The sequence below is a fragment of the Corynebacterium sp. LaCa_23 genome (assembly GCF_058182375.1).
This window is the reverse complement of sequence record NZ_CP190825.1, coordinates 2263203-2285365: the sequence shown is the minus strand read 5'-3', so window position 1 is coordinate 2285365 and position 22163 is coordinate 2263203. Positions and strand designations below refer to the sequence as shown.

Below are 22163 nucleotides of genomic sequence, written 5' to 3'. Positions count from 1 at the left end.
TTTATCGACGTGGAGGAATCACTAGAGACCAAGCATCAAGCCCGACAAGCAAAAGTCCACCGAGAAGATCGACGGTGTCGTCGCCACCATCATGGCCCTTGACCGGGCTATCCGGGGTGGTAGACGAGCGCGGACTCCTGGTTTTATGACCTCAGAGAAGCGGTGCCCCTGTTTTGAATGCTTGGACTGCGATTTCACCGTCCGGAAGGCGTCGCAGATAGAACACCTCACTGGAATCCGCGAGCTGAACTATGTGAGAGCGAAGCAAATCTTCTAGATCAGACGCGAGATCTTTGAGCATTGTGAAGTCTAGGTCTGGAGTAGATGTCTTCTCTTTGAACGGGTTTGGTGCGTGGAGGATTCCACTGAGGTTTCCCCAGATTCGTCCGACATCGGTTTCCTGAACACCCACGTTTGGCAGCACGCCAAGTCCTGTATTCCCATCGTGTGTGACCTGGCCAAAAGCTACAGGCCAGTAGTTACTATTCAGTTTCTTCAACTTCTTGCGGACTTCTCCAAAGTCCTTTGCCTTGGTGACGTTCTCCTGAGCTTCCAGAAAGATGTTGTATGCGGCGATGAATGACGCTGTGGTGACTCGTTCTAATACGAGTCGAAGGTGAGCAGCAGCGTGAATAAGGTTCGCAAAATCGATCTGCGGACCGGCAAGCTCAGACAGCGCATGATCGAGATCCCAGAAGATTCGGTCATACGTCATCTGATACGCGGAGATCGTTCCGGACTCGACGAAGCTGAATCCCTCAACCTTCTCAGATTTGAGGTTGGGGAGTTCTTGCGTGTCGTCTTTCTTCCCCATAAAAGAGATCTTACGGCTTCGTTTGACGCGGTGCAAGCCGAGATCTCCCGCCGTCGAGAAAACGGCCTGGCAGCAACCCCATCGAAAAACACCGGGTGCTTCACTGGCAAGATCACCTGCCCAGCCTGCGGGTGGAACTATCAACGCAAAACCCGCACACGTGCCACCATGCCCGACTACAAATTCTGGCGCTGCTGGAACGCCTGCAAAGGACACGGCAACTCGTGCGGGAGCCACAACTTGCGCGAAACCATGCGCGAAAACCTCATGACAGACATCCTCGATCTCGAGCGTTTCGATGAGAGCGCCGTCGCAGAGCACCTCGACGTCATCCACGCGTATCCCGATCGGCTCGACATCACGCTGAAGGATGGCACCACCATCACCACCGGCCTGGACGAGAAAGGACACCTACGATGACCCGCACCGTCACAACCATCCCCGCCACCAGACCGCTTGGCGGTGGCGCATCCGAGGGTGAGGCGCTGCAGGCTATTAAGCGTGTCGCCGCCTACCGCTCGGGTTTCCACAGACCTGGAAGAGCAACAATCCTCCTACCACGCCCAGGTCGACTACTACACCAGATACATCAACGAGCATGCAGGCTGGCAACTCGTCGGTATCTACACCGATGAAGGCATTACCGGAACCTCAACGAAACACCGTGAAGGCTTCAAACAGATGATCACCGATGCCCTGGACGGCAAGATTGATCTCATCATCACCAAATCCGTCTCCCGGTTCGCCCGTAACACTGTTGATACGCTCACTCACGTTCGCCTGCTCAAAGACCGGGGAGTGGAGGTCTACTTCGAGAAAGAAAACATTTGGACGCTGGACTCCAAAGGCGAACTACTCATCACCATCATGTCCAGCCTCGCGCAGGAAGAATCCCGCTCCATCTCCGAAAACGTCACCTGGGGGCACCGTAAGCGCTTCGTGGACGGGAAAGTCATGGTGCCCTACAAATCCTTGCTTGGCTACAAGAAAGGAGCGGACGGCAACCTTGCCATCGACGAAGAACGAGCCCCTGTGGTGCGTGAAATCTACGGCCTATTCCTGGCAGGCAAATCCATCCGCGAAATCAAAGACACCCTCGAAACAGAAGGACACTTGACGCCACGCGGAAAAACCACATGGCACGTCACCACGACCCGTTCGATCCTGTCGAACGAGAAATACAAAGGCGACGCCCTCTTACAGAAGACGTACACTGCTGATTTCTTGACTAAGACCATCAAGCGTAACGATGGTGAGGTTGCCCAGTACTACGTCACCGGAAACCACGCACCAATCATCGGCCCTGAGGTGTGGGATCAAGTTCAATACGAACTAGCCACCCGTCACGGGGAAGGAAGCGGCTCGAAACTCCACCTGTTCTCTTCCCGCCTGAAATGCGCCGACTGTGGCGGCTGGTACGGACGTAAAACCTGGTCATCGACCACGAACAAACACACCGTGTGGCACTGTAACAACAAACACGCAGGCGACCAGGTCTGCGCTACTCCCACGCTACGTGACCACCAGATCAAGACCGCCTTCCTGACCGCGCTGTCACAACTTGGCCCCGCCCTCGAGGCGCCGAGCCTTCGTGAAGACCTCGCAGCGGTATTCGACACCAAGCAACTCGAAGCCGAGCGGGAGGACCTGGCCGAATGGCAGGCTGAACTAGAAGCCGCGTTCACTGCGATGGTGGCACACAACCAGCATGTTGCGACCGACCAAGACGAGTACACCAAGCAGATCAAACGCATCGAGACCGACTACAACCACGCCACCGATCGATTGAAGAACCTGGAGACGCAGAGCAACGAGCGCCAAGTCAAACACAACGCGCTGCTTGCCGCGTACGACCAACTCTCAAGAGCGCCGGTCAGCACATTCCAGCCAACCCAGTGGACAGCCCTCATCGACCAAACCACCGTCAGGGAAGAGGCCATCAAGTTTTTCTTCCGTGACGGGCGCGCTATTAGCGTCGACCTATAGAACTATTCCGGGTAGCCGAGCCCGCCTCATATGAGGGCGGGCATTTTCATGTCCATAGTTAGCTGTTGCTCAACCCGCCACCGCTCTGACTAGGTAAAACGTAAACTCGCCAACGCTCGCCGAAATTTAGACCCCCAAGGGGATACTCGCCAAACGCAACCCCAGCCTCATCAAATGCGAGGTTATAGTGGAGCCGACGACGGGAATCGAACCCGCGCCAGCAGCTTGGGAAGCTGCAGTTCTACCATTAAACTACGTCGGCACTGCGCTAAATGCGCTTTCCCTACTATACACCTTAGGTAGGGGATTGAGTAGAATTGGGTCCGTGCTTCTTTCAGATCGTGATATTCGTTCCGCCGTTGATTCCGGAGAGCTGGGCATCGAGCCCTTTGATAGTGAGCTTATCCAGCCTTCTTCCGTTGACGTGCGCTTGGATAAGTACTTCCGGGTATTCAATAACTCCCGCTATACGCACATTGACCCCAAGGCGGAGATGCCGGAACTGACCACCTTGGTGGAGGTAGAAGAGGGGCAATCTTTTATTCTCCACCCCGGCGAGTTTGTCCTTGGTGCCACGCTGGAGAAATTCACCCTCCCGGCTGACCTGGCTGGACGGCTGGAGGGAAAGTCGTCGCTGGGGCGGCTGGGTCTGCTGACCCACTCCACCGCGGGCTTTATCGATCCCGGCTTTTCCGGGCACATTACTTTAGAGCTCTCCAATACCGCGAACTTGCCCATTGCGCTGTGGCCGGGGATGAAGGTGGGCCAGCTTGCTATCTTTAAGATGACCTCGCCGGCGGAAAGTCCGTACGGTACGGGTGCCTTGGGATCGAAATACCAGGGCCAGCGCGGGCCAACGCCATCAAAGTCTTACCTGAACTTCCGCAGGGATTAATCTGGTATTTACATAAAATCCCTAGGATGAGGTTTTATGCGGATGACTGTTATTGGCACCGGTTACTTGGGTGCTACCCACGCCGCCTGCATGGCGGAGTTGGGGCATGAAGTTTTAGGTGTCGATGTAGACGAAGATAAAATCTCCGTCTTGCAATCGGGCAAGGTTCCGTTCTTCGAGCCGGGGCTGCCGGAGGTGCTCGAGCGCAATATCACTGCTGGGCGCTTAGGATTTAGCACGGATTATGAGGAGGCCGCACAGTTTGCCGACGTGCACTTTCTCGGCGTGGGAACCCCGCAGCGCCGCGGTTCCTATGCGGCAGACATGACCTATGTCAAGGCTGTCATCACGGACTTGGTACCCAAGCTGCGCGGGGAACACGTTATCTTCGGCAAATCCACCGTTCCGGTAGGCACGGCGGCGGAACTCCAGGAACTTGCGGACGGTTTAGCGTCCGAGGGAACTCGCGTGGAGATCGCGTGGAATCCGGAATTTTTGCGCGAAGGTTATGCGGTGCACGACACCATTACCCCGGACCGCATTGTCATTGGCACCCGCGAATCAGAATCCCGCGCGGAAGAGCTTGCCCGCGAGATCTACGCGCAGCCGCTAGCGCAGGATACGCCCTTCATTGTGACCGATCTGCAGACCGCGGAGCTGGTGAAAGTATCCGCCAACGCTTTTTTGGCCACCAAGATTTCCTTCATCAATGCAGTCTCCGAGATTTGTGAGATCGCGGGGGCAGACGTGGTGGCGTTGGCGGATGCCATTGGCATAGACAAGCGCATTGGTCGCAAGTTTCTCGGCGCGGGCCTGGGCTTTGGCGGTGGATGCCTGCCCAAGGATATCCGCGCCTTTATGGCGCGCGCCGGTGAGCTCGGCGCTGATCAAGCGCTGACCTTCCTGCGCGAGGTGGATGCGATTAATATGCGCCGGCGCGACCGCATGGTGGATATGTCTAAAGAAGCCTTCAATGGCTCGCTGTTGGGCCACCGCGTCACCGTGCTGGGCTGTGCTTTTAAGCCGAACTCGGATGATGTGCGGGATTCGCCGGCGCTCTCGGTCGCGGGGTCCTTGTCCTTGGCGGGTGCGGCGGTGACCGTCTATGACCCAGAGGGTATGGAAAACGCCAAGAAGGTTTTTCCCACCTTGGACTATGCCGCCGACACGGAAACCGCCTTGCGGGAGGCGGAACTTGTCATCCTGGCTACCGAGTGGGAGCAATTTAAGGAACTGGACCCGAACGAGGCCGGCGAGCTGGTAGATAATAAGCACATTATCGATGGCCGCAATGTGTTAGACGTTGCGGCCTGGTCCGACGCCGGCTGGAAGATACAGGCGCTGGGGCGCACGCTTTAACGGCGGCGTGACGGGACCGTAAACGCGGCAATCAGCGTGGTAATTGGGACTGCGAGGGTCAGCGCCATGGCGCCGACACCGGAGCGCAAGAGTTCGGTGGCGACGAGATCGCTGCTAAGTATTTGCCCCGCGGGGCGTTCGGCGGCGGTAATGAGCAGGAGCAGGGGTAATGCGGCGCCGGTATAGGTCAAAATCAGGGTATAGACCATCGAGGCAATGTGGTCGCGGCCGACCCTCATGGCGGATAAGAAAAGCTCGAGCGGTGTGGCCGCGGGGTCGGATTCATGCAGCTCGGTGATGGTGGAGGCTTGGGCGATGGCGACATCGGCAAGGCTGCCCAATGCGCCGACGACGAAGCCACACAGCAGCACGCCCAGGATGGACACATTGGGCATATATAGCAGCAGCTTGAGGTTATCTTCGGAGCTAAAGCCTTGCAGCTGCGAACTATCGATGGCCGCCCAAGCCAGAAACGCGGCGAGGGCGAGCGCAGTCAGTGAACCGCCGACCGCAGAGGCGGATTTCCAATTCACGCCGTGGACAAGTGGCACGGCGAGGAGAACGATGGCGGTACAGGCGGCGAGGGCCACCCACAGGGGATTGGTGCCCGCAATGAGCGCTGGGATGAGGAAGCTGAAGACGATACCAAGGCTCAACCCCAAGCCGATGATCGCGCGCACCCCATGCCACGCCGCGAAAGCAATGATGACGATCGCGATGACCACTCCCCAGAGCAGGAGGCTATTGCTGCGCTGATAATCGGCAAAGGCATACGATACTGCCCCGGCAGGATCGGTGGCCTTGGATAGCACGATGTCATCGCCCGGCTGCAATTCTGGGTCGCCTGCGTTGCCGTAGGTGACCAATTGGGTCATCTTTCCCTCGTCCTCGCCGGAGGTGATCTTCACCAGCGCCCGGTCACAGTCCACGTCTTCCTTTTCCGGAATAAGCGGCGGGGTATCGAAGGCCAAGCCGGTCTGCTCCGATTGGCACGCCGAATGATCGGTCTTCTCCACGGTGCCTTCCACCTGCGGGTGGTTCAACGCGTAGGTGGACTCGAACTCCTCCGAGGTATGCTCAGAGGCAGCACTAGTGGGCCAGAGCAGGACGAGGCCGACCAGCATGGCGATAAGGGCCGCACCGATGGCGGTTACTAGCCCAATGCGCCACGGGTGACCGGATACCGAGTGCGCCAACTGACGTGGCTTTAGGCGTTGTAACCTCGACCGGCCCTGCGCGTGCCCGCTGGACTCCGATCGACCCTGCGCTTGCCGATGCCGCGAAGCGGCGCCCGTCGTCGAATTAGAAACCGAGGAATGTCGTCCCATACGATGTATTGTCAACGTTTATCACTGCAATTACCAATCGTCTGCTGGGGTGCTATTGGCGGTAGCTTACTAAGAAATTGCCCAAGCGTTCGATGGCGTTTTCTAATTGGGAGGCCCAAGGCAGCGTGACCACGCGGAAGTGATCCGGGTGCGGCCAGTTGAAGCCGGTGCCTTGGACCATGAGGATCTTTTCCGCCTTGAGGATATCCAACATGAGTTTGGAATCATCGTGAATGTCATAGACATTGGGATCCAAGCGCGGGAAGAGATACAGCGCGCCTTTCGGCTTTACTGCGGAGACACCCGGAATTTCGTTGAGTTTGTCATAGGCGATATTGCGCTGGCGTAGCAATCGTCCCCCAGCTCCGGTGAGCTCGAAGATGGATTGGCGGCCGCCCAGCGCCACTTGGATGGCGTGTTGCGCGGGAACATTCGGGCACAGGCGGGTACCTGCCAACAATTCGAGCCCCTCAATGAGCCCGTGCGCATGATGTTTCGGACCCGTAATGACCATCCAGCCCGCGCGGTAGCCGCATACCCGGTAGGCCTTGGACAGGCCGTTAAAGGTAAAGGTCAAGAGATCGGGGGCCAGCGAGGCGATGGAGATATGCTTCGCATCGTCATAAAGGATGCGGTCATAAATCTCATCGGCCAAAATCAGCAGGTTGTGCTCCCTGGCGATGTCCACGATCTGCTGCAGGACCTCGCGCGAATACACCGCGCCGGTTGGGTTATTCGGGTTGATAACCACGATGGCCTTGGTCTTTTCGGTGACCTTGGACCTAATGTCCTCGATGGATGGGTTCCAGTCGTCTTCCTCATCGCACAGGTAGTGCACTGGGGTGCCGCCGGCCAGCGAGGTTGCCGCCGTCCACAGCGGGTAATCGGGTGCCGGGATGAGGATCTCATCGCCGTTATTGAGCAGGGCCTGGGTGGTCATGGTGATAAGTTCTGATACGCCATTGCCCAAGAAGACATCGTTGATATCAAAATGAGGGAAGTCTTCGAGCTCATAGCGCGTGACGATGGACCGCCGGGCCGAGGTAATGCCTTTAGAAGTGGAGTAGCCCTGGGAGGTGGGCAGCGCGCTGATCATATCGCGCATGATGACATCGGGTGCATCGAAGCCAAAGACGGCGGGGTTGCCGGTATTGAGCTTGAGGATGGTGTGGCCGTCCAGTTCCATTCTCTCCGCTTCCGCTGAGACCTCACCGCGAATATCGTAAGCGATGCCTTTTAATTTTTCGGACTGGTCAAAGATGCGGGGTTTGGGAGAAGTCATGGCCATATTGTGCCATCTTTCACAGCGCTAAGAAATATTGCAGCGCACCTCAGCGCTATTTATTATTCCACTTGCTGATTTGCTTCTTTGCCATTTCCATAGCCTGACCGGTAATTTCCCCGGCCTGCTGGCGGCGTTCGGACCACATTTTCTTCTCTAATTCTTTTTGGTGCGCCCGCTCGTGTGCCGTCAGCGCACGGATCTCGCGCTGCTGTTGGCGCTCAATCTGCCGCACCGAGGGGGCATGCCAGGATTCCGGGCCCACCTTGGCCACGTACAAGAGGATCCACACGATGGGGATGAGCGCTGCGGCCACGGCGCCGCCCGCCAGCAACCAGGGGCTATTCATAGTGGCGCTGAGCAAGACAAGAGTGGGCGATGCCGCGAGCAGCACCACCGAGCTGGTCAGAGCCGTAGCGATGCGCGGCTTCTTTGCAGCATTATAGGCGCGGTCCACATCGCCTTGGGAGTAGATCTTTACCTCTTGCGAGCCGGTCGCAGGAATATCGCTAAAGATCGGTGCCAGGTCTTTCTGGGTCACGGCCTGCATGACGCTATCGGAGCGCTCCTCAAACTCGTCCATGGATAAGCGGCCTTCGCCCACTGCGCGGGCTAGATCGGTCAGGGCATCGTTGCGCTCTGAATCGGATAGACGCAGTGTCCGGTTATAGGGGGAGGATCCGTAGCTATTAGTCACAGCCACCATAATAGACAAGCTGATTCAAAAAGAATATGCCCTGCCGCGGTGGCAAGGCATGGCTTCTAGAGTGGAGTGCACAGATTAGAGCTCTTGCGACTCTTCTTCCTTATCGTCCTCGTTAGAATCGGACTTCTTCTGTGGATCGGATTCATCAACCGTCTTGGAGTCTTTCCTCCCCACCAGGTTGGCCAGGAACGGGAAGATGGCAACGGTCAATGCGCCACCGGCGACGAAGATCGAAGCGGTTTCTTGCTTCATCAATTCCGAATTAACCGCCAGCGAGGTTACGGCAACGATGATCGGCAGGCCGGTCGCCGTGTACAAACTGACTTGGAGGCGCTCGCGCACCGTTTCAATTTCGGAGCCGGTGTGGCCCACATTCTCGCGCAGGAATACCGGCAGGCCGCGGGTAACGAGAATAAGCGCCGGGATGCCCAGCACCTTCCCCGGATTATTGGCGATGGTATCCCAGCTAATCGTCATGCCAGAGACCACGAAGAAAACCGGGATGAGCATGGAGTGGAAGACCACATCGAGGCGGTGCTCCAGCCGGCGGTGGAATTCATCCGGAATGATGCGGTTTAAGATGATGCCGGCGGCGAAGGCGCCCAGCACGATGTCTAGCTCAAAGACCGCCGTGACGGCCATGAGGGTGGCAAGGATCAGGATGATAAGGCGCAAAATGGTCTGGTTGGTAGACCCCGCACCGGAGATAAACGCCGCTTTAACCCACGGAATCGTCGTGGCAATGGCCGCCGGCATGATGGCAACAGCCACGGCGATGCCGATGAACGCGAGCATAATCAGCAGCGTGGTCCACGTGGAGCGCGTGCTCAGCAGCAGCGCCATCGCGGTGATGGGGGCGACCTCACCAATAGCACCGTGAATCATGACCGATTTACCCACTTTGGTCTCGAGCACGCGGTCCTGTTTCAGCATGGGCTGAAGCGTGCCCAACGCCGTGGACGTCAGCGCGAGCGCCACCACGATGGCACCTGGGACATTATCGACCAAGAAATACGCACCAACACCACAGGCCACGAGGCAGATAAGCCAGGTGGATAGCGCAGTTCCCGCCTCTTTGGTCTTGAGCGTAGAAATCTCGATTTCAAAACCGGCGAGCAAGAAGAGCGCACCAACACCTAGTTCTTTGAGCATGCTGATGCCGGCATCCTCATGCGCGACATCCAAAAGCGAGGGGCCGATGACCATGCCAAAGATGATCAAAAGGGCAACGGCCGGCAGCCGGTTGCCCAACATGAACGACACTATGGGCGCCAACAGCGCCGCAAGCATGATCCAGGCAAAGGAAACGAGGCTAGTGGTGTTTTCCGTCGCGCCCGCTGCGAGAACAACAGTATCCGCAGCCCATCCCACATCTAAATGCATGGATCACAGCGTACGCACTCACCCCTGCACATGCCTACTCGGTATTCGCGTCTTCCGGCGGCGTGGGTGGCTCCGGCGGTTTCGGTGGCTTGGGTGCCTTGGGAGGCTCTGCGCTTGCCGACGTCCCCGGTGGTGCCGGTCGCGCAGGCGGCGTCGACGATGCCGGTGGAGCGGGTGGAGCAGGTGGTGGGGCCGCTGCCGGTGGAGCCGGTGGACCCGACGGGGCTGGCGGGGCAGGGGGTGCAGGCGGTGCGGGTGGCGCTGCTGCTTCGGGGTTCTTGTCAGCGCGCGGTGGCTTTGGTGCTGCCGGAGCTTGTGGTGCCTTGGCACTTGGAGCAGCTGGCGGAGTCGGAGCACCTGGAGTTGCCGGGGTACTTGGTGCTGCTGGAGCGCTCGGAGCTGCAGGGGTGCTGGGTGCCGAAGGAGCACTCGGAGCCGCTGGGGCCTTAGGAGCCTTTGGCGGCGTGGGAGCGCCCGGTGGTGTTGGCGCGCTGGGCGCGGAGGGAGCACTCAGTGCAGCAGATGGAGTGGGCGCGCCGGGTGCCGAAGGAGCCTTTGGCGCCGATGGTGCCGATGGCGTCGCAGAACCGGGTGCGGGAGGAGCCGCCGGAGCAGCGGGAGCGGATGGTGCACTGGGTCCGGCAGGCTGAGTTGGTGCCGCCGGAGTGGAGGGAGCGCCTGGGACAGAGGGTGCGGTTGGAGCTGCCGGTACCGAAGGAGCAGAAGGCGCAGAGGGCGTAGCAGGTGGCGTCGCGGCAGCGGGGGTGTTGGTGGAGGAGGGGGCATCGGCAGGCGTGGGTGCCTTGGGGGATTCAGCGGTGGTGGCTGAAGCCGCGCGGTGGCGCACTGGGGTGCCCAGGAATGCCTTGGGGCGGGGCTTGGGAAGAGTGCCCTTGTCATCCAGGGAAATGGAATTGCGCAGCATGGTAGCCACGTCGTTGACCTGCGTGGTGGGGGTGGACTCGGTGGCCAAAGACTTCACGCCGCCGGTCATCATGACATTGCAGAATGGGCAGCCGGTGGCGATTTCCTCGGCGCCGGTCTCGAGAGCCTGCTCCGTGCGGAACTCATTGATGCGAGAGCCCAGCTTTTCCTCCATAAACATGCGGGCGCCGCCGGCGCCGCAGCAGAAGGCCTCATCGCGGGACTTGTCCATTTCGCGCAGCTCTACGCCTGTGGCCTCGAGAAGCTCACGCGGGGGATCGAAGACCTTATTGTGGCGGCCCAGGAAGCATGGATCGTGATAGGTGATGGGCTTGCGGTTTTCTGGGGTGCGCGGAACCGGCTGTAGCAGCTTTTCGCGCACCAGGCGGTTGAGTAGCTGCGTGTGGTGGAATACATCGAAATGCCCGTCAAAGTCCGGGTACTCATTGCGGATGGTATTAAAGCAGTGCGGGCAGGTCGTGATGATTTTCCGCTGGCCTTTGGGTACGCCCGCAAACGCGTTGTTGAGGGTTTCAACGTTTTGCTGCGCCATCATCTGGAACAAGAACTCGTTGCCGGCGCGGCGGGCGGGATCGCCGGTGCAGGTCTCACCGGTAGAAAGCACGCCGAACTTAACACCGGCGGTGTGCAGTAGATCCACGACGGCGCGGGTGGTGCGGCGGCCATTGTCATCATAGGCGCCGGCGCAGCCTACCCAGAGAAGGTATTCCATATCGGAGAAATCGGCGGTGTCCTCGCCAATGATGGGTACCTCGATGCCATCGGCACGCGCCTCATCAATCCAGGCGCGGCGCTCGGAATTATTGCGGCCCCAAGGGTTGCCCTTGGTCTCCATGTTTTTGAATAGGCCGGTGAGTTCCGAGGGGAAATCGGATTCCGCCAAGACCTTGAAGCGGCGCAGGTCTGCAATATGGTCGATGTGCTCGATATCGGTGGGGCACTGATCCACGCAGGCCCCGCAATTGGTGCAGGACCACAGGACGTCATCGTCGATGACACCAGCCATCGAGAGCACATCGAGGCCCTCGTGTGGGTTGTAATTATCCAGCGCGCCTTGGCGCAGGTCCATCATGACCTTTTTGGGGCTGAGCGGCTTATCGGTATTCCAGGCAGGGCACAGCTCCTGGCAGCGGCCGCACTCGGTGCATGCGGTCGAATCCAGCAGCATCTTCCAGCTGCCAGGGGTGATGTCTTCTTCCAGGTCCGGGGTGGGCAGGGACTTGAGCGCCTTGTCCCCAGAGGTATTGCGCTGGAAAAAGATATTGAAAAACGCCATGAAGCGGTGCCACATGACACCCCACTGGAATTTGCGGGCGATAAAGAAGATGAAAAGGAGCCCGGATAGTAGCTTGACCAGGGCGAAGAAGCTGACCAGTGCCGGGGATTCGGGCAGCGCCTTAGCCAGGTGAATAGTCAAGAAATCCGCGACTGCGGAACCGTGACCAAAGGCCGCGATCTTGGAGGCCTTGACCAGGAGCATGCTAAGGCTCTCGATGAAGACGATGGCCTCTACCCAACGGGCCGCGGCCGTTTGAGAGTTGAAAAAGCGGCTGCCGCGCTCGGTATCGCCCAGTTTCAGGCGCACGCCGATGAGGAAGCAGATGCCCAGCATCGTACCGATGCCGAGCACTTCTTCCACGAAGTGATAGACCGGCCAAGTGCTTAAGACCGGCCACCCTTTATCCGGGGCGAAGGATTGGATATAGGCCTCAAACCACACCAGGATGCCAAATAAGAAGCCCACCATGACTAACCAGTGGGCGGCGTTGACCAGTGGTTTTCCCTTGAAGTGGGTGTGTCCGAAGACCTCTACCAGCACGCGCCAAAGGCGTTTTACGGGGCTATTGGTGCGCTCTAGTTGGGTGGGCCCGCCCGAGCGGATGAACTTAATGAGCGCCCCGACGCGGACGAAAAAGTATAGCCACACCGGAATCGATGCGGCTATAGCAATCCAACCGAACACGGTGGTCATTCGTGCTCCTTTACTACTGATGCTCCACGATGCTTCTACCTTAAAGCCTAAAGGCGCGAATCTGGGAGTCAGTATTCAGCTCACGGGGCCACGTGTTCTAGGAAATCGGCGTTCCTGCCTTAGAAGGGGCAGCCAGCTGCGCGGCGCTTGGCGGCGTTATCGTCAGCGTCCTTGCCGTGGGCGGATTCGGCGGAAGCGGAGTCAGAATCGGTGGCCTTCGGCGCGTAGCCCTGAATCTTCTTCGGCTCCTTGTACTTGCCCTCGATCATGCCGTTTTTGATCATCAGGGAGCGGCCGGGCTCCATGTAGCGCTTGTCTTCTGGCAGGTGATCCATGATGAAGCGGACGGACTTGGCAATGCGGTCGAAGCGCTTTTGATCGCGCTTGGTCCACTTGAGATCCAAGATATCGCGGTACTGCTTGGGCAAGGTCGCCACCGTTAGCCAGATGGCGCTGCGCATAATGGGCTTCCAGATGACCTTCCACACAGCCTCCGGAACACCGTCCGGGGCCTTGACTGGCTCAACGCGGGCGGTGCGCAGGGCAAAGTCCACGGTCTCATTGCGCTCCAGGACGGTATCTGCCATCTCATCCATGTACGCCATCAAGTCGTCGTAATTATCGATGACCGGGCGCTCAGACATGCCGTACTTATCCCACCACGTCACGCCTTCGCGCACGATCTGGTCTCGCTCTTCCTTGGTAAATGGCGTACCGAAGAGTTCTTGGGCGTAGATGACGCGGTAGACGAAGGTAGCGTGCGCCCACCAATAGGTCTCCGGATTGAGGGAGTGGTAGCGCTCGCCATTTTGCAGCGTGCCCTTAATGGTGACGTGGTAATCGCGGATACGCTCGCCGATGTCCCCGTCATCATAGATGGACTGAATGATCTGCGGCGTGGAGCGCTGCAGGCGGGCGAATGGCTCGTCGAAGAACTTCGAGTGATCCAGCAGGGATTGCCCGATGGCCGGGTGCATATTCTGCAAGATGCCGGTATATCCGCGCAGCAACTGCAGGCGGTTATCCGATCCCCACTTCCACAGCAGGGAATCCGGGCCTAAGGGCGCGCGGCGCAATTCGCGCTTTTCTTCCTTATTGTTCTCGGTGTTTTCTTCTGGTGCTTGGTTGTTTTCTGTCTTGAGTGAGTTGGACATAATAGTCCCTCCCTGTGAGTGATAGAGCGTGATAAGAGTGTAGCGTAGCACACAAAAATCCGGCAATGTTTCGGGGTATACATTCCCCAGAGGGGATTAGCCTTCCGCGAATTGCGATTGGTGCAGGCGCCAATAAGCACCCTGGGCGCGCAGCAGCTCTTCGTGGGAGCCTTGCTCGACGATGCCCCCGTTTTCCATCACCAAGATCAAATCAGCGTCCCGGATGGTGGACAAGCGGTGGGCGATGACGAAGGAAGTGCGCTCGGCGCGCAGGGCATTCATGGCCTCTTGGACGAGCACCTCGGTGCGGGTATCCACGGAGGAGGTCGCCTCATCCAGGATGAGTAGCGCGGGCTGGGCCAAAAAGGCGCGCGCGATGGTAATCAGCTGGCGCTCGCCGGCGGAGATGGCACCGCCATCTTGGTCGATGACGGTGTCATAGCCTTCCGGCAGGGAGTGCACGAAGCGATCCACGTAGGTAGCTTTGGCCGCGGCGATGACCTCATCGTCCGTGGCATCAAGCCGGCCGTAGCGGATATTGCCCATGATGGTGCCCTCAAAGAGGACGGCATCTTGTAGCACCATGCCCACCTGGGAGCGCAGGGCGGTGCGGGGCATGTGGGCGGTATCGTGGCCATCGATAAGAATGCGCCCAGAATCGATGTCATAAAAGCGCATGAGCAGATTGACCATGGTGGTCTTGCCTGCGCCGGTGGGGCCTACGATCGCCGCGGTTTGCCCCGGTTCCACGCGCAAGTTGAGCCCGGTGATAAGCTCCTTCTCCGGCGAATAGGAAAAGTCAACGTCCTGGAACTCCACGCGGCCGCGGGCGCGGCCGGCTAGCTCATCGCTGGTTACCTCCAGCGATTGTTCTTCCGCATCGAGGAATTCGAAGACGCGCTCGGCTGAGGCCACACCGGATTGCACCTGTTGCATCATGCCGCCCAATTGGCCCAGCGGCTGGTTAAATTCGCGGGAATACTGGATAAAGGCGGTGGCCTGGCCCAGGGTCATCTGCCCGTTGGCCACGCGCAGGCCGCCAAGCACAGCGATGGCCACATAAGACAGGTAGGACACGAATTGCATGATGGGCATCATGATGCCGGAGAGGAATTGCGCCAGCGCGGAAGCGCGGAAGAGCTCGTCATTGCGCTCATCAAATTGGCGCGTCATATCCTCCGTGCGGCCAAAGACGATGCCTAAGTCGTGGCCGGAGAAGGACTCTTCTACCTGGCCATTGAGCTGGCCGGTAGCGCGCCACTGGGTTTTGAATTGGCGCTGCGAGCGCCCGCCGATGACTCCGATGATAAGTGCGGTCAGCGGCAGCGCCAAGAGCGCCACCAAGGCGAGCTGCCAAGAGATGCTCAGCATCATCACGGTGATGCCCAGGATCATCAGGATGTTATAGAACAGCTGGGACAGCGCCTGTTGGAGGGCTTGTTGCACATTGTCGATGTCATTGGTGGTGCGCGAGAGGATATCGCCGCGCTGGCGGGAATCGAAGTAATTTAACGGCAGGGCATGCACCTTGGCTTCTACGCGCTGGCGCAGCTCGTAGACCGTGTCGACGGTCAGGCGGTTTAAGATGAGCCCCTGCCAGAGCTCGAAGGCGGCAGAGACGATGTACATCGCGATCACCGCGATGATAAGCGTGCCCAAGCGGGTAAAGTCGATGCCCTCGCCGGGAGTGAAATCCATGCCGGAGGCCATATCGGCCACCTGATCTTGGCCCTGGGCGCGCATGCCGTCGATGGCCTGCTGCGCCGAAATGCCAGATGGCAGCTCGCGGGAGATGACTCCGGAAAAGATGACGTCCATGGCATCGCCCAAGATCTTGGGCGCAAAGACCGCCAGGAAAACGCAGACGATATTCATTGCCGCCACTACCGCCAGCATGCGTTTATAGGGCATGAGCAGTAGTAACAAGCGTTTAGCAGAAGGCCAGAAATTCTTGGCCTGGCGCGGTGCGGAACCGGACCATTCATCGGCGGCAACCTTGGCCTCAAGTTCTTGGAGCTCAGCTTCCTCAGCGGAGGAGTGGTGGGTGGTGTCTTTAGCCATTAGTGCTCTCCTCCAGCTACTCCAGCGGTTTCTTGGGATTTAACGATTTCCTGGTACACATCCGAGGAATTCAGCAGCTCCGTGTGGGTGCCGCGGGCGACAATCCGTCCTTTATCGATGACCAAAATCTGATCGGCATCCTGGATGGAGGCCACGCGCTGGGCCACGATGATGGTGGTGACGGCCTCGCCGCGCTGGGCAAAGGACTGGTGCATGGCGGTGTGCACATTGGCATCCGTAACCACATCCAGCGCGGAGAAGGAATCATCGAAGAGATAAATGCGCGGCTGGGCCACGAGCATGCGGGCGATGGATAGGCGCTGGCGCTGCCCGCCCGATACATTGGTACCGCCTTGCGCGATGGGCATACCTAAGTCATCGACGAAGTCCGCCTGTGCCACGCGCAGCGCCTCCCATAGCTCATCGTCGGTGGCCTCGGGGCGGCCCAACCGCAGGTTGGAGGCCACCGTGCCGCTAAACAGGTAGGCCTTTTGTGGCACCAGCGAGACGCGGCTGACGATGTCGGGGCGGGAGAGGGAGGTGGTAGGGGTGGCATCGATAAGCACCTCGCCTTCGCTCGGGACGTACAGGCGCGGGATGAGGGAGAGGAGCGTGGTCTTGCCCGCGCCGGTAGAACCGATGATCGCGGTGGTGGTGCCGGGAGGGGCGGTAAAGGAAATATCCTCTAGCACCGGGGCATCCGCGCCGGCATAGGAGAAGCTGACATTGCGAAACTCCACGGTGCCGGAATTGGTCGCCGGGGTGACGGTATCCTTCGGCGGGGTAATGGACGGCTCGTGGCTTAAGACCCCGGTGATGCGGCGGGCACACACGAGGGCGCGCGGGAGCATCATCGCCATAAACGTGCCCATCATGACGGCGGCGAGGATTTGCAGCAGGTACTGGAGGAAGGCGGTGAGCCCGCCGACATCAACAAGCCCGGCATCCACGCGCTGGCCACCGAACCACAGCACGGCGCCCGTGGCAACGTTCAAGATGACGGTGATAAGCGGGAACATGAGGACAAAGAGCTGGCCGATTTTCAGCGAAAGCTGGGTAATGTCCTTATTGGCCTTGGTAAAGCGTTCAGTTTCATAGGCCTCGCGCACAAAGGCGCGCACGACGCGGATGCCGGTGATTTGCTCGCGCAAGGTGCCGTTGATGGTGTCCAATTTGTCCTGCATGGCACGAAAAAGCGGCATAAGCCGCGCGATGAGGACGGAGATGGTGCCGAGCAGCACCGCGACAGAAACCCACACCAACCAGGACAGTCCGGCGTCCTCCCGGATGGCCATGATGATGCCGCCGATGGACATAATGGGTGCTGTGACCATGAAGTTCAGCATCATCATGTAGACCATCTGCACCTGCTGCACGTCATTGGTGCCGCGGGTGATAAGCGTGGGCGTGCCGAACTCGCTCATATCTTCTGCAGAAAACGTGGTGACCTTGCGGAAGACCTCGCTGCGCAGATCCCGGCCCACGCCCATGGCGGTGCGGCTGCCGCACCACACCGCACCGATGGCGGTAATGACCTGGACAAAGGCCACGACGAGCATGATGCCGCCGGTGCGCCAGATATAGTCGATATCGCCCTTGGACACGCCTTCATCGATGATCTTGGCGTTCAAGGACGGCAGATACAGGGTGGCCGCGGTGGACAGCGCCTGCAGGATAAGTACCGCTATGACGTAGAGCGTATAAGGCGCCGAGCGGGTAAAGAGGATTCGGACCAGATCCATAAACCTGCGCTTCTTTCGAGGGAGAATAGGGATTAACCAGCAAGCATATCTGGTGGGCGCAGATGGGGCGAACGGTTTTTATATTTAGGCACCTGACCTCGTAGCCGGACCTAGACCAAGACGTGCGCCAATTGCGCCCTGGCGATGACGCTGGTCCAGTCCTCAAAATCCGTGATCGGCGTGCACAGCCCCTCCCACGTGGTAACGGGAACGCCGCGAGCCTTTAACTCCATGACAATGAGCTCGCGGTCACCGTGGGCGGCCAGCTGGTGGACCTCGTTATGGGTGATATCGCCGTCTACTCCCACGCGCACGTTTCCCAATAGGCGCAGCCGCGGGGTAGTGCCCGGTGCGCACTCGTGCGGCACGGCCTCATCAAGCACGCCCGCAAGCCCCGCAAAGCGGCGAAGTAGACCGAACGGTGCAGTTTTCTCTGAGATGAGGTCTACGCACATGCCGGCGCTTAGGAGCCTTTCCACGGTGGATAAGGCGGCAGGACCTTCCCCAATGATGGCAACACGCTGCATAAAAGTTCCTCCTCGGGCGAGTCCGGTCGGCCCGTGATAGACTACATTGTCTATAAATCTAGTCAGCTTGGTTCAGAAATAAAACATTTTATTCTTCCCTTCGGCCAAGCTCAGCGCCGTTTCCAGAAAAACGTGCTGCGTGAGCTACCGCGGTTGCCTAGTGTGTGAGCTCATGAACCCAACGACGAACCTGCTGGATGGTGGACACTCCTTCCGCGATCCCCATATCTCGCCCGAAGGCACGCGCGATACCGCACCGCTTTCCACCGAGGTGGCCGCGCGCAATGAACAGCTAGTGGACACGTGGGCGGATAAGCTCTACGACGAATCCGCAGAAAGCATCACCGAGTGGGCCGCCGAGCACGCCCCCGGCCGGTTAGCGGTGACGATGTCCATGGAAAACACCGTGCTGGCAGAGCTCTCCCACCGCGCCGGGCTCGCTGCTGACCTGCTTTTCATCGATACCGGGTGGCACTTCCCGGAGACCCTCCAGGTGGCCGAAGAGGTGGATAAGCGCTACCCGGATCTCCCCCTAGTCCGCGTGCTGCCGCTGCTGAGCCCCGAAGAGCAAGACGAGGTCTACGGCCCGCGCCTGTACGCGCGCGATACAGCCGCCTATAACCGCATGCGCAAGGTGGAGCCGCTGAACATGGCCATGGATCCTTATGCAGGGTGGGTCACCGGCCTGCGCCGGGCCGATTCCGAGCACCGCGCCAATGCCCCAGCGCTCAGCCTGGACCGCACCGGGCGGTTAAAGATTTCGCCGATCATTACCTGGGACTTGGACGATACCGATCAGTACATCGCAGAAAACGACCTCATCATCCACCCGCTGACCCTGCAGGGATACCGGTCCATCGGCGATGCGCCGTTGACCTTCCCAGTCGGCGAGGGCGAGGACGCCCGCTCCGGGCGAGTATTTGCAGATGGCAAGACAGAATGCGGGTTACACGAATAATGAGCACACTTTCCCCACACCTACAAGACCTAGAAAATGAATCCATCCACATCCTGCGCGAGGTAGCCGGGCAATTCGATAAGGTAGGCATCCTCTTTTCCGGTGGCAAGGACTCCGTTGTCGTCTTCGAGCTGGCCCGCCGCGCCTTCGCCCCGGCCACGGTGCCTTTTGAATTGCTCCACGTGGATACCGGTCATAACTTCCCCGAAGTCATCAAATTCCGCGATGACCTAGTCGCGGAATCCGGTGCCCGCCTCCACGTCGCCCACGTCCAAGACTGGATCGATAGCGGCGAGCTGCAGGAACGGCCCGATGGAACGCGCAACCCGCTGCAGTCGGTGCCGCTGGTAGAGAGCATCGCCAAGCGCGAGTACGACGCCGTGCTGGGCGGGGCCCGCCGCGATGAGGAGCGCGCCCGCGCCAAGGAACGCATTTTTTCCATCCGCGATTCCTTCGGCGGCTGGGACCCTCGCCGCCAGCGCCCCGAGCTGTGGGACCTGTACAACGGCGGTAAGATGGCCGGCGAAAACGTGCGCGTTTTCCCCATCTCCAACTGGACCGAATCCGATATTTGGGAATACATCGGCGCGCGCGAGCTTGAGCTGCCGCCCATTTATTATTCCCACCAGCGCGAGGTCTTCAACCGCGGCGGCATGTGGCTTTCGCCAGGTGAATGGGGCGGACCGCAAGACGATGAGCAGCTAGAGACCCGCACCGTGCGCTACCGCACCGTCGGCGATATGTCCTGCACCGGTGCTGTCGACTCCACCGCCTCCAGCCCCGATGAGGTGCTCGCGGAAATCTCCATTTCCACCCTGTCTGAGCGCGGCGCCACCCGCGCCGATGACAAACTTTCTGAATCCGCCATGGAAGACCGCAAGAAGGAAGGCTACTTCTGATGACGACTACCCTCGCGCCGAATGTCGGCGCCCTCAAACAGCGCGATACCCTGCGCCTGTGCACCGCCGGCTCCGTTGATGACGGCAAATCCACCTTCGTCGGCCGCCTCCTCTATGACACCAAGTCCGTACTCGCGGACCAGGTCGAGTCCATGGAGCGCTCCTCTTCCGATCGCGGCTTCGACGGCATGGACCTATCCCTGCTGGTCGATGGCCTGCGCGCCGAGCGCGAGCAAGGTATTACCATCGACGTGGCCTACCGCTACTTTGCCACCGATAAGCGCACCTTCATCCTCGCTGATACCCCGGGGCATGTGCAGTACACCCGCAATACGGTCACCGGCATGTCCACCTCGCAGGTGGTGGTGCTGCTTATCGATGCCCGCCACGGCGTCGTCGAACAAACCCGCCGCCACCTCAACGTGGCCGCCCTGCTGGGTGTGCGCCACGTCGTCCTCGCGGTCAACAAGATCGACCTCGTAGACTACGATGAGCAGGTCTTCCGCGATATCGAGGCCGAATTCCATAAGATTGCCCAGCGCCTGGGCATTACCGATACCACCGTCGTGCCCATTTCCGCGCTCAAGGGCGATAACGTGGTCGAGCGCTCTACCACCATGGATTGGTACACCGGCCCCACCGTCCTCGAGGTGCTCGAGACCATCCCTGTTGCCACCGGCCGCGCCGATGATCTGGACTTTCGTTTTCCCATCCAGTACGTCATCCGCGAGCACTCCACCGATTACCGCGGCTACGCCGGCCGCGTGAAGGCCGGGTCCATCTCCGTGGGCGATACGGTGCACCTGCCCGAAGGCCGCACCAGCACCGTCACCCAGATCGACACCGCCGATGGCCCCGCCCCCTCCGCCGCCGCCGGTGATTCGGTCACGCTACTGCTTGCCGATGCCATCGATCTCACCCGCGGCGATCTCCTCGCCGGCGCCCAGCGTCCCCCGGCCACCCGGGAATTCGATGCCACGGTGGTCGGCCTTACCGAAAAGGACCTGAAACCCGGCCAGATGCTCAAGCTGCGCTATGGTTCCTCCCTGGTCAAGGCCCGCATCGCCGCCGTTTCCCGCACCTTGGATCTCGATGGCGTATCCGACATAGATGATCCCGAGGCCGTTGCCATGAACGACATCGCCCACATCACCATCCAGACCCAGGCCGAATTGCCCGTGGAGGACTACGCCGCCCGCGGTGCCGTGGGCAACTTCCTGCTCATTGACCAATCCTCCGGCAACACCCTGGCCGCCGGATTCGTGGGCCACCGTTTGCGCTAGCGATGTCCGCCCAGTGGCTTCACGGGTACTCCTTCAGGCGGTACCCGGTCGCTCCACGTGACCGCCACGGTTCCTAAAGCAACCGCGTTCTTGTAAATTTCGCCCCCATTTTTAGCCAAACTCGGTTGCTTTGTGAACTGTTGACGAGCGCCCCGCGAAAACGCCCCTCGCCGATGACCACGCGAGGTGCAGGTATTGTCGCAGGCATGGAAAATTTATCTGGACGAACCCTCTTTGTAGCGGCCGTGGACGCCGAAGCTGCACACATTCCGGACGGTGAAGCGCTGCTTATTACCGGGATCGGCACGGTTCCAGCCGCGATATCCCTGACCGAGGTATTGGCAGAGGCCCGCGCGCATGATGCTTTGCCTGAGCGCGTGGTCAATATTGGTACGGCAGGCGCGCTTGTCGATGGCATGGATGGTGTCTTTGAGATCAATAAAGTAACCAAGCACGATTTCAAGCTAGACGTGCTGACCGATATCAGCCGTTACCTCCTGCCAGAATTCATCGAGTTGGAGACTTCTGGTGAACTTCCAGCACGGGGGCTGGCCACCGGCGACATGTTTGTCTCCACTACCGCCCTGCGCAACGAATTGGTGAAGAAATCGCAGTTGTGCGACATGGAAGGCTATTCCATCGCGGCCACCTGCCAGCGCTTTGGCGTGCCCTGCACGCTGCTTAAGCAGGTTTCTGATTCCGCGAACGAGGAATCGATGGGAACCTGGGCTGGTGTCCTAGATCGCAGCGCCCGCCAGCTTGCCGCTGCCGCAGCTGACTTAGGCTTTTGTGCTAGAAGTATTCCCAGCTACTAATCCGGTATGAGACGAATACGCCGGATTTAGATAGGGAAAAGCCTTCTCAACGTC

Annotated in this window: 18 protein-coding genes and 1 tRNA gene; 8 read left to right on the top strand and 11 right to left on the bottom strand. The window is 59.5% G+C overall.

All coding sequences use genetic code 11. From position 1 onward, the window contains the following. Positions 1-151 precede the first annotated feature (151 nt). On the bottom strand, positions 152-814 hold the full coding sequence (locus ACP8IT_RS10810; RefSeq protein WP_284639682.1) for a hypothetical protein: 663 nt from the start codon (positions 812-814) through the stop codon (positions 152-154). Between ACP8IT_RS10810 and ACP8IT_RS10805 the strand changes: the two genes are divergently transcribed. Next, on the top strand, positions 791-1234 hold the full coding sequence (locus tag ACP8IT_RS10805; protein WP_284639684.1) for a recombinase zinc ribbon domain-containing protein: 444 nt from the start codon (positions 791-793) through the stop codon (positions 1232-1234). The two genes, ACP8IT_RS10810 and ACP8IT_RS10805, sit on opposite strands and share 24 nt — an antisense overlap. A gap of 81 nt (positions 1235-1315) precedes the next feature. Beyond that, positions 1316-2800: a recombinase family protein gene (locus ACP8IT_RS10800; RefSeq protein ID WP_490290091.1), complete on the top strand. Its 1485-nt coding sequence runs from the start codon at positions 1316-1318 to the stop codon at positions 2798-2800. A gap of 188 nt (positions 2801-2988) precedes the next feature. Here ACP8IT_RS10800 and ACP8IT_RS10795 read toward each other — a convergent pair. Continuing rightward, positions 2989-3062, bottom strand: a tRNA-Gly gene (locus ACP8IT_RS10795). A 63-nt stretch (positions 3063-3125) separates the two neighbouring features. On the opposite strand from ACP8IT_RS10795, the gene dcd reads away from it, so the two are divergent. Next, complete coding sequence (gene dcd, locus ACP8IT_RS10790; RefSeq protein ID WP_005279340.1) at positions 3126-3695, top strand: dCTP deaminase; 570 nt, start codon at positions 3126-3128, stop codon at positions 3693-3695. A 42-nt stretch (positions 3696-3737) separates the two neighbouring features. Beyond that, the gene (locus ACP8IT_RS10785) at positions 3738-5054 is read left to right on the top strand and encodes a UDP-glucose dehydrogenase family protein (RefSeq protein WP_490290610.1); all 1317 of its coding nucleotides are present in this window, start codon (positions 3738-3740) and stop codon (positions 5052-5054) included. Here ACP8IT_RS10785 and ACP8IT_RS10780 read toward each other — a convergent pair. The 9 genes from ACP8IT_RS10780 to ACP8IT_RS10740 all read right to left on the bottom strand — a co-directional run bounded on the left by ACP8IT_RS10780 (position 5051) and on the right by ACP8IT_RS10740 (position 18154). Further along, positions 5051-6178, bottom strand: coding sequence for a YibE/F family protein (locus ACP8IT_RS10780; protein WP_490290609.1), 1128 nt, complete (start codon positions 6176-6178; stop codon positions 5051-5053). The genes ACP8IT_RS10785 and ACP8IT_RS10780 overlap by 4 nt on opposite strands. A gap of 256 nt (positions 6179-6434) precedes the next feature. Further along, the gene (locus ACP8IT_RS10775; protein ID WP_490290090.1) at positions 6435-7670 is read right to left on the bottom strand and encodes a pyridoxal phosphate-dependent aminotransferase; all 1236 of its coding nucleotides are present in this window, start codon (positions 7668-7670) and stop codon (positions 6435-6437) included. Positions 7671-7719: 49 nt separating this feature from the next. Next, positions 7720-8370: a DUF1707 SHOCT-like domain-containing protein gene (locus ACP8IT_RS10770; protein WP_490290089.1), complete on the bottom strand. Its 651-nt coding sequence runs from the start codon at positions 8368-8370 to the stop codon at positions 7720-7722. A gap of 75 nt (positions 8371-8445) precedes the next feature. Further along, positions 8446-9753: a cation:proton antiporter gene (locus tag ACP8IT_RS10765; RefSeq protein WP_005279348.1), complete on the bottom strand. Its 1308-nt coding sequence runs from the start codon at positions 9751-9753 to the stop codon at positions 8446-8448. A 34-nt stretch (positions 9754-9787) separates the two neighbouring features. Next, positions 9788-12670 carry a (Fe-S)-binding protein gene (locus ACP8IT_RS10760; RefSeq protein WP_490290088.1) on the bottom strand — a complete coding sequence of 961 codons (2883 nt, stop codon included), beginning with the start codon at positions 12668-12670 and terminating at the stop codon, positions 9788-9790. A 119-nt stretch (positions 12671-12789) separates the two neighbouring features. Beyond that, the gene (locus tag ACP8IT_RS10755; protein ID WP_490290087.1) at positions 12790-13824 is read right to left on the bottom strand and encodes an oxygenase MpaB family protein; all 1035 of its coding nucleotides are present in this window, start codon (positions 13822-13824) and stop codon (positions 12790-12792) included. A gap of 96 nt (positions 13825-13920) precedes the next feature. Beyond that, entirely contained in the window at positions 13921-15885 is a 1965-nt protein-coding gene (locus ACP8IT_RS10750) for an ABC transporter ATP-binding protein (RefSeq protein WP_490290086.1), read from the bottom strand. Continuing rightward, on the bottom strand, positions 15885-17627 hold the full coding sequence (locus tag ACP8IT_RS10745; protein ID WP_490290085.1) for an ABC transporter ATP-binding protein: 1743 nt from the start codon (positions 17625-17627) through the stop codon (positions 15885-15887). Before ACP8IT_RS10745 ends, ACP8IT_RS10750 begins: the two co-directional genes overlap by 1 nt. A 110-nt stretch (positions 17628-17737) precedes the next feature. Beyond that, positions 17738-18154, bottom strand: a complete 417-nt coding sequence (locus ACP8IT_RS10740) for a methylenetetrahydrofolate--tRNA-(uracil-5-)-methyltransferase (protein ID WP_490290084.1) — start codon at positions 18152-18154, stop codon at positions 17738-17740. A gap of 172 nt (positions 18155-18326) precedes the next feature. Between ACP8IT_RS10740 and ACP8IT_RS10735 the strand changes: the two genes are divergently transcribed. The 4 genes from ACP8IT_RS10735 to ACP8IT_RS10720 all read left to right on the top strand — a co-directional run bounded on the left by ACP8IT_RS10735 (position 18327) and on the right by ACP8IT_RS10720 (position 22109). After that, positions 18327-19112: a phosphoadenylyl-sulfate reductase gene (locus tag ACP8IT_RS10735; RefSeq protein WP_490290083.1), complete on the top strand. Its 786-nt coding sequence runs from the start codon at positions 18327-18329 to the stop codon at positions 19110-19112. Then, positions 19112-20011, top strand: a complete 900-nt coding sequence (gene cysD / locus ACP8IT_RS10730; protein WP_023018066.1) for a sulfate adenylyltransferase subunit CysD — start codon at positions 19112-19114, stop codon at positions 20009-20011. Before ACP8IT_RS10735 ends, cysD begins: the two co-directional genes overlap by 1 nt. After that, positions 20011-21294 carry a sulfate adenylyltransferase subunit 1 gene (locus ACP8IT_RS10725; RefSeq protein WP_490290082.1) on the top strand — a complete coding sequence of 428 codons (1284 nt, stop codon included), beginning with the start codon at positions 20011-20013 and terminating at the stop codon, positions 21292-21294. Before cysD ends, ACP8IT_RS10725 begins: the two co-directional genes overlap by 1 nt. 206 nt (positions 21295-21500) lie before the next feature. Continuing rightward, complete coding sequence (locus ACP8IT_RS10720) at positions 21501-22109, top strand: nucleosidase (RefSeq protein ID WP_490290081.1); 609 nt, start codon at positions 21501-21503, stop codon at positions 22107-22109. Positions 22110-22163: the final 54 nt, after the last annotated feature.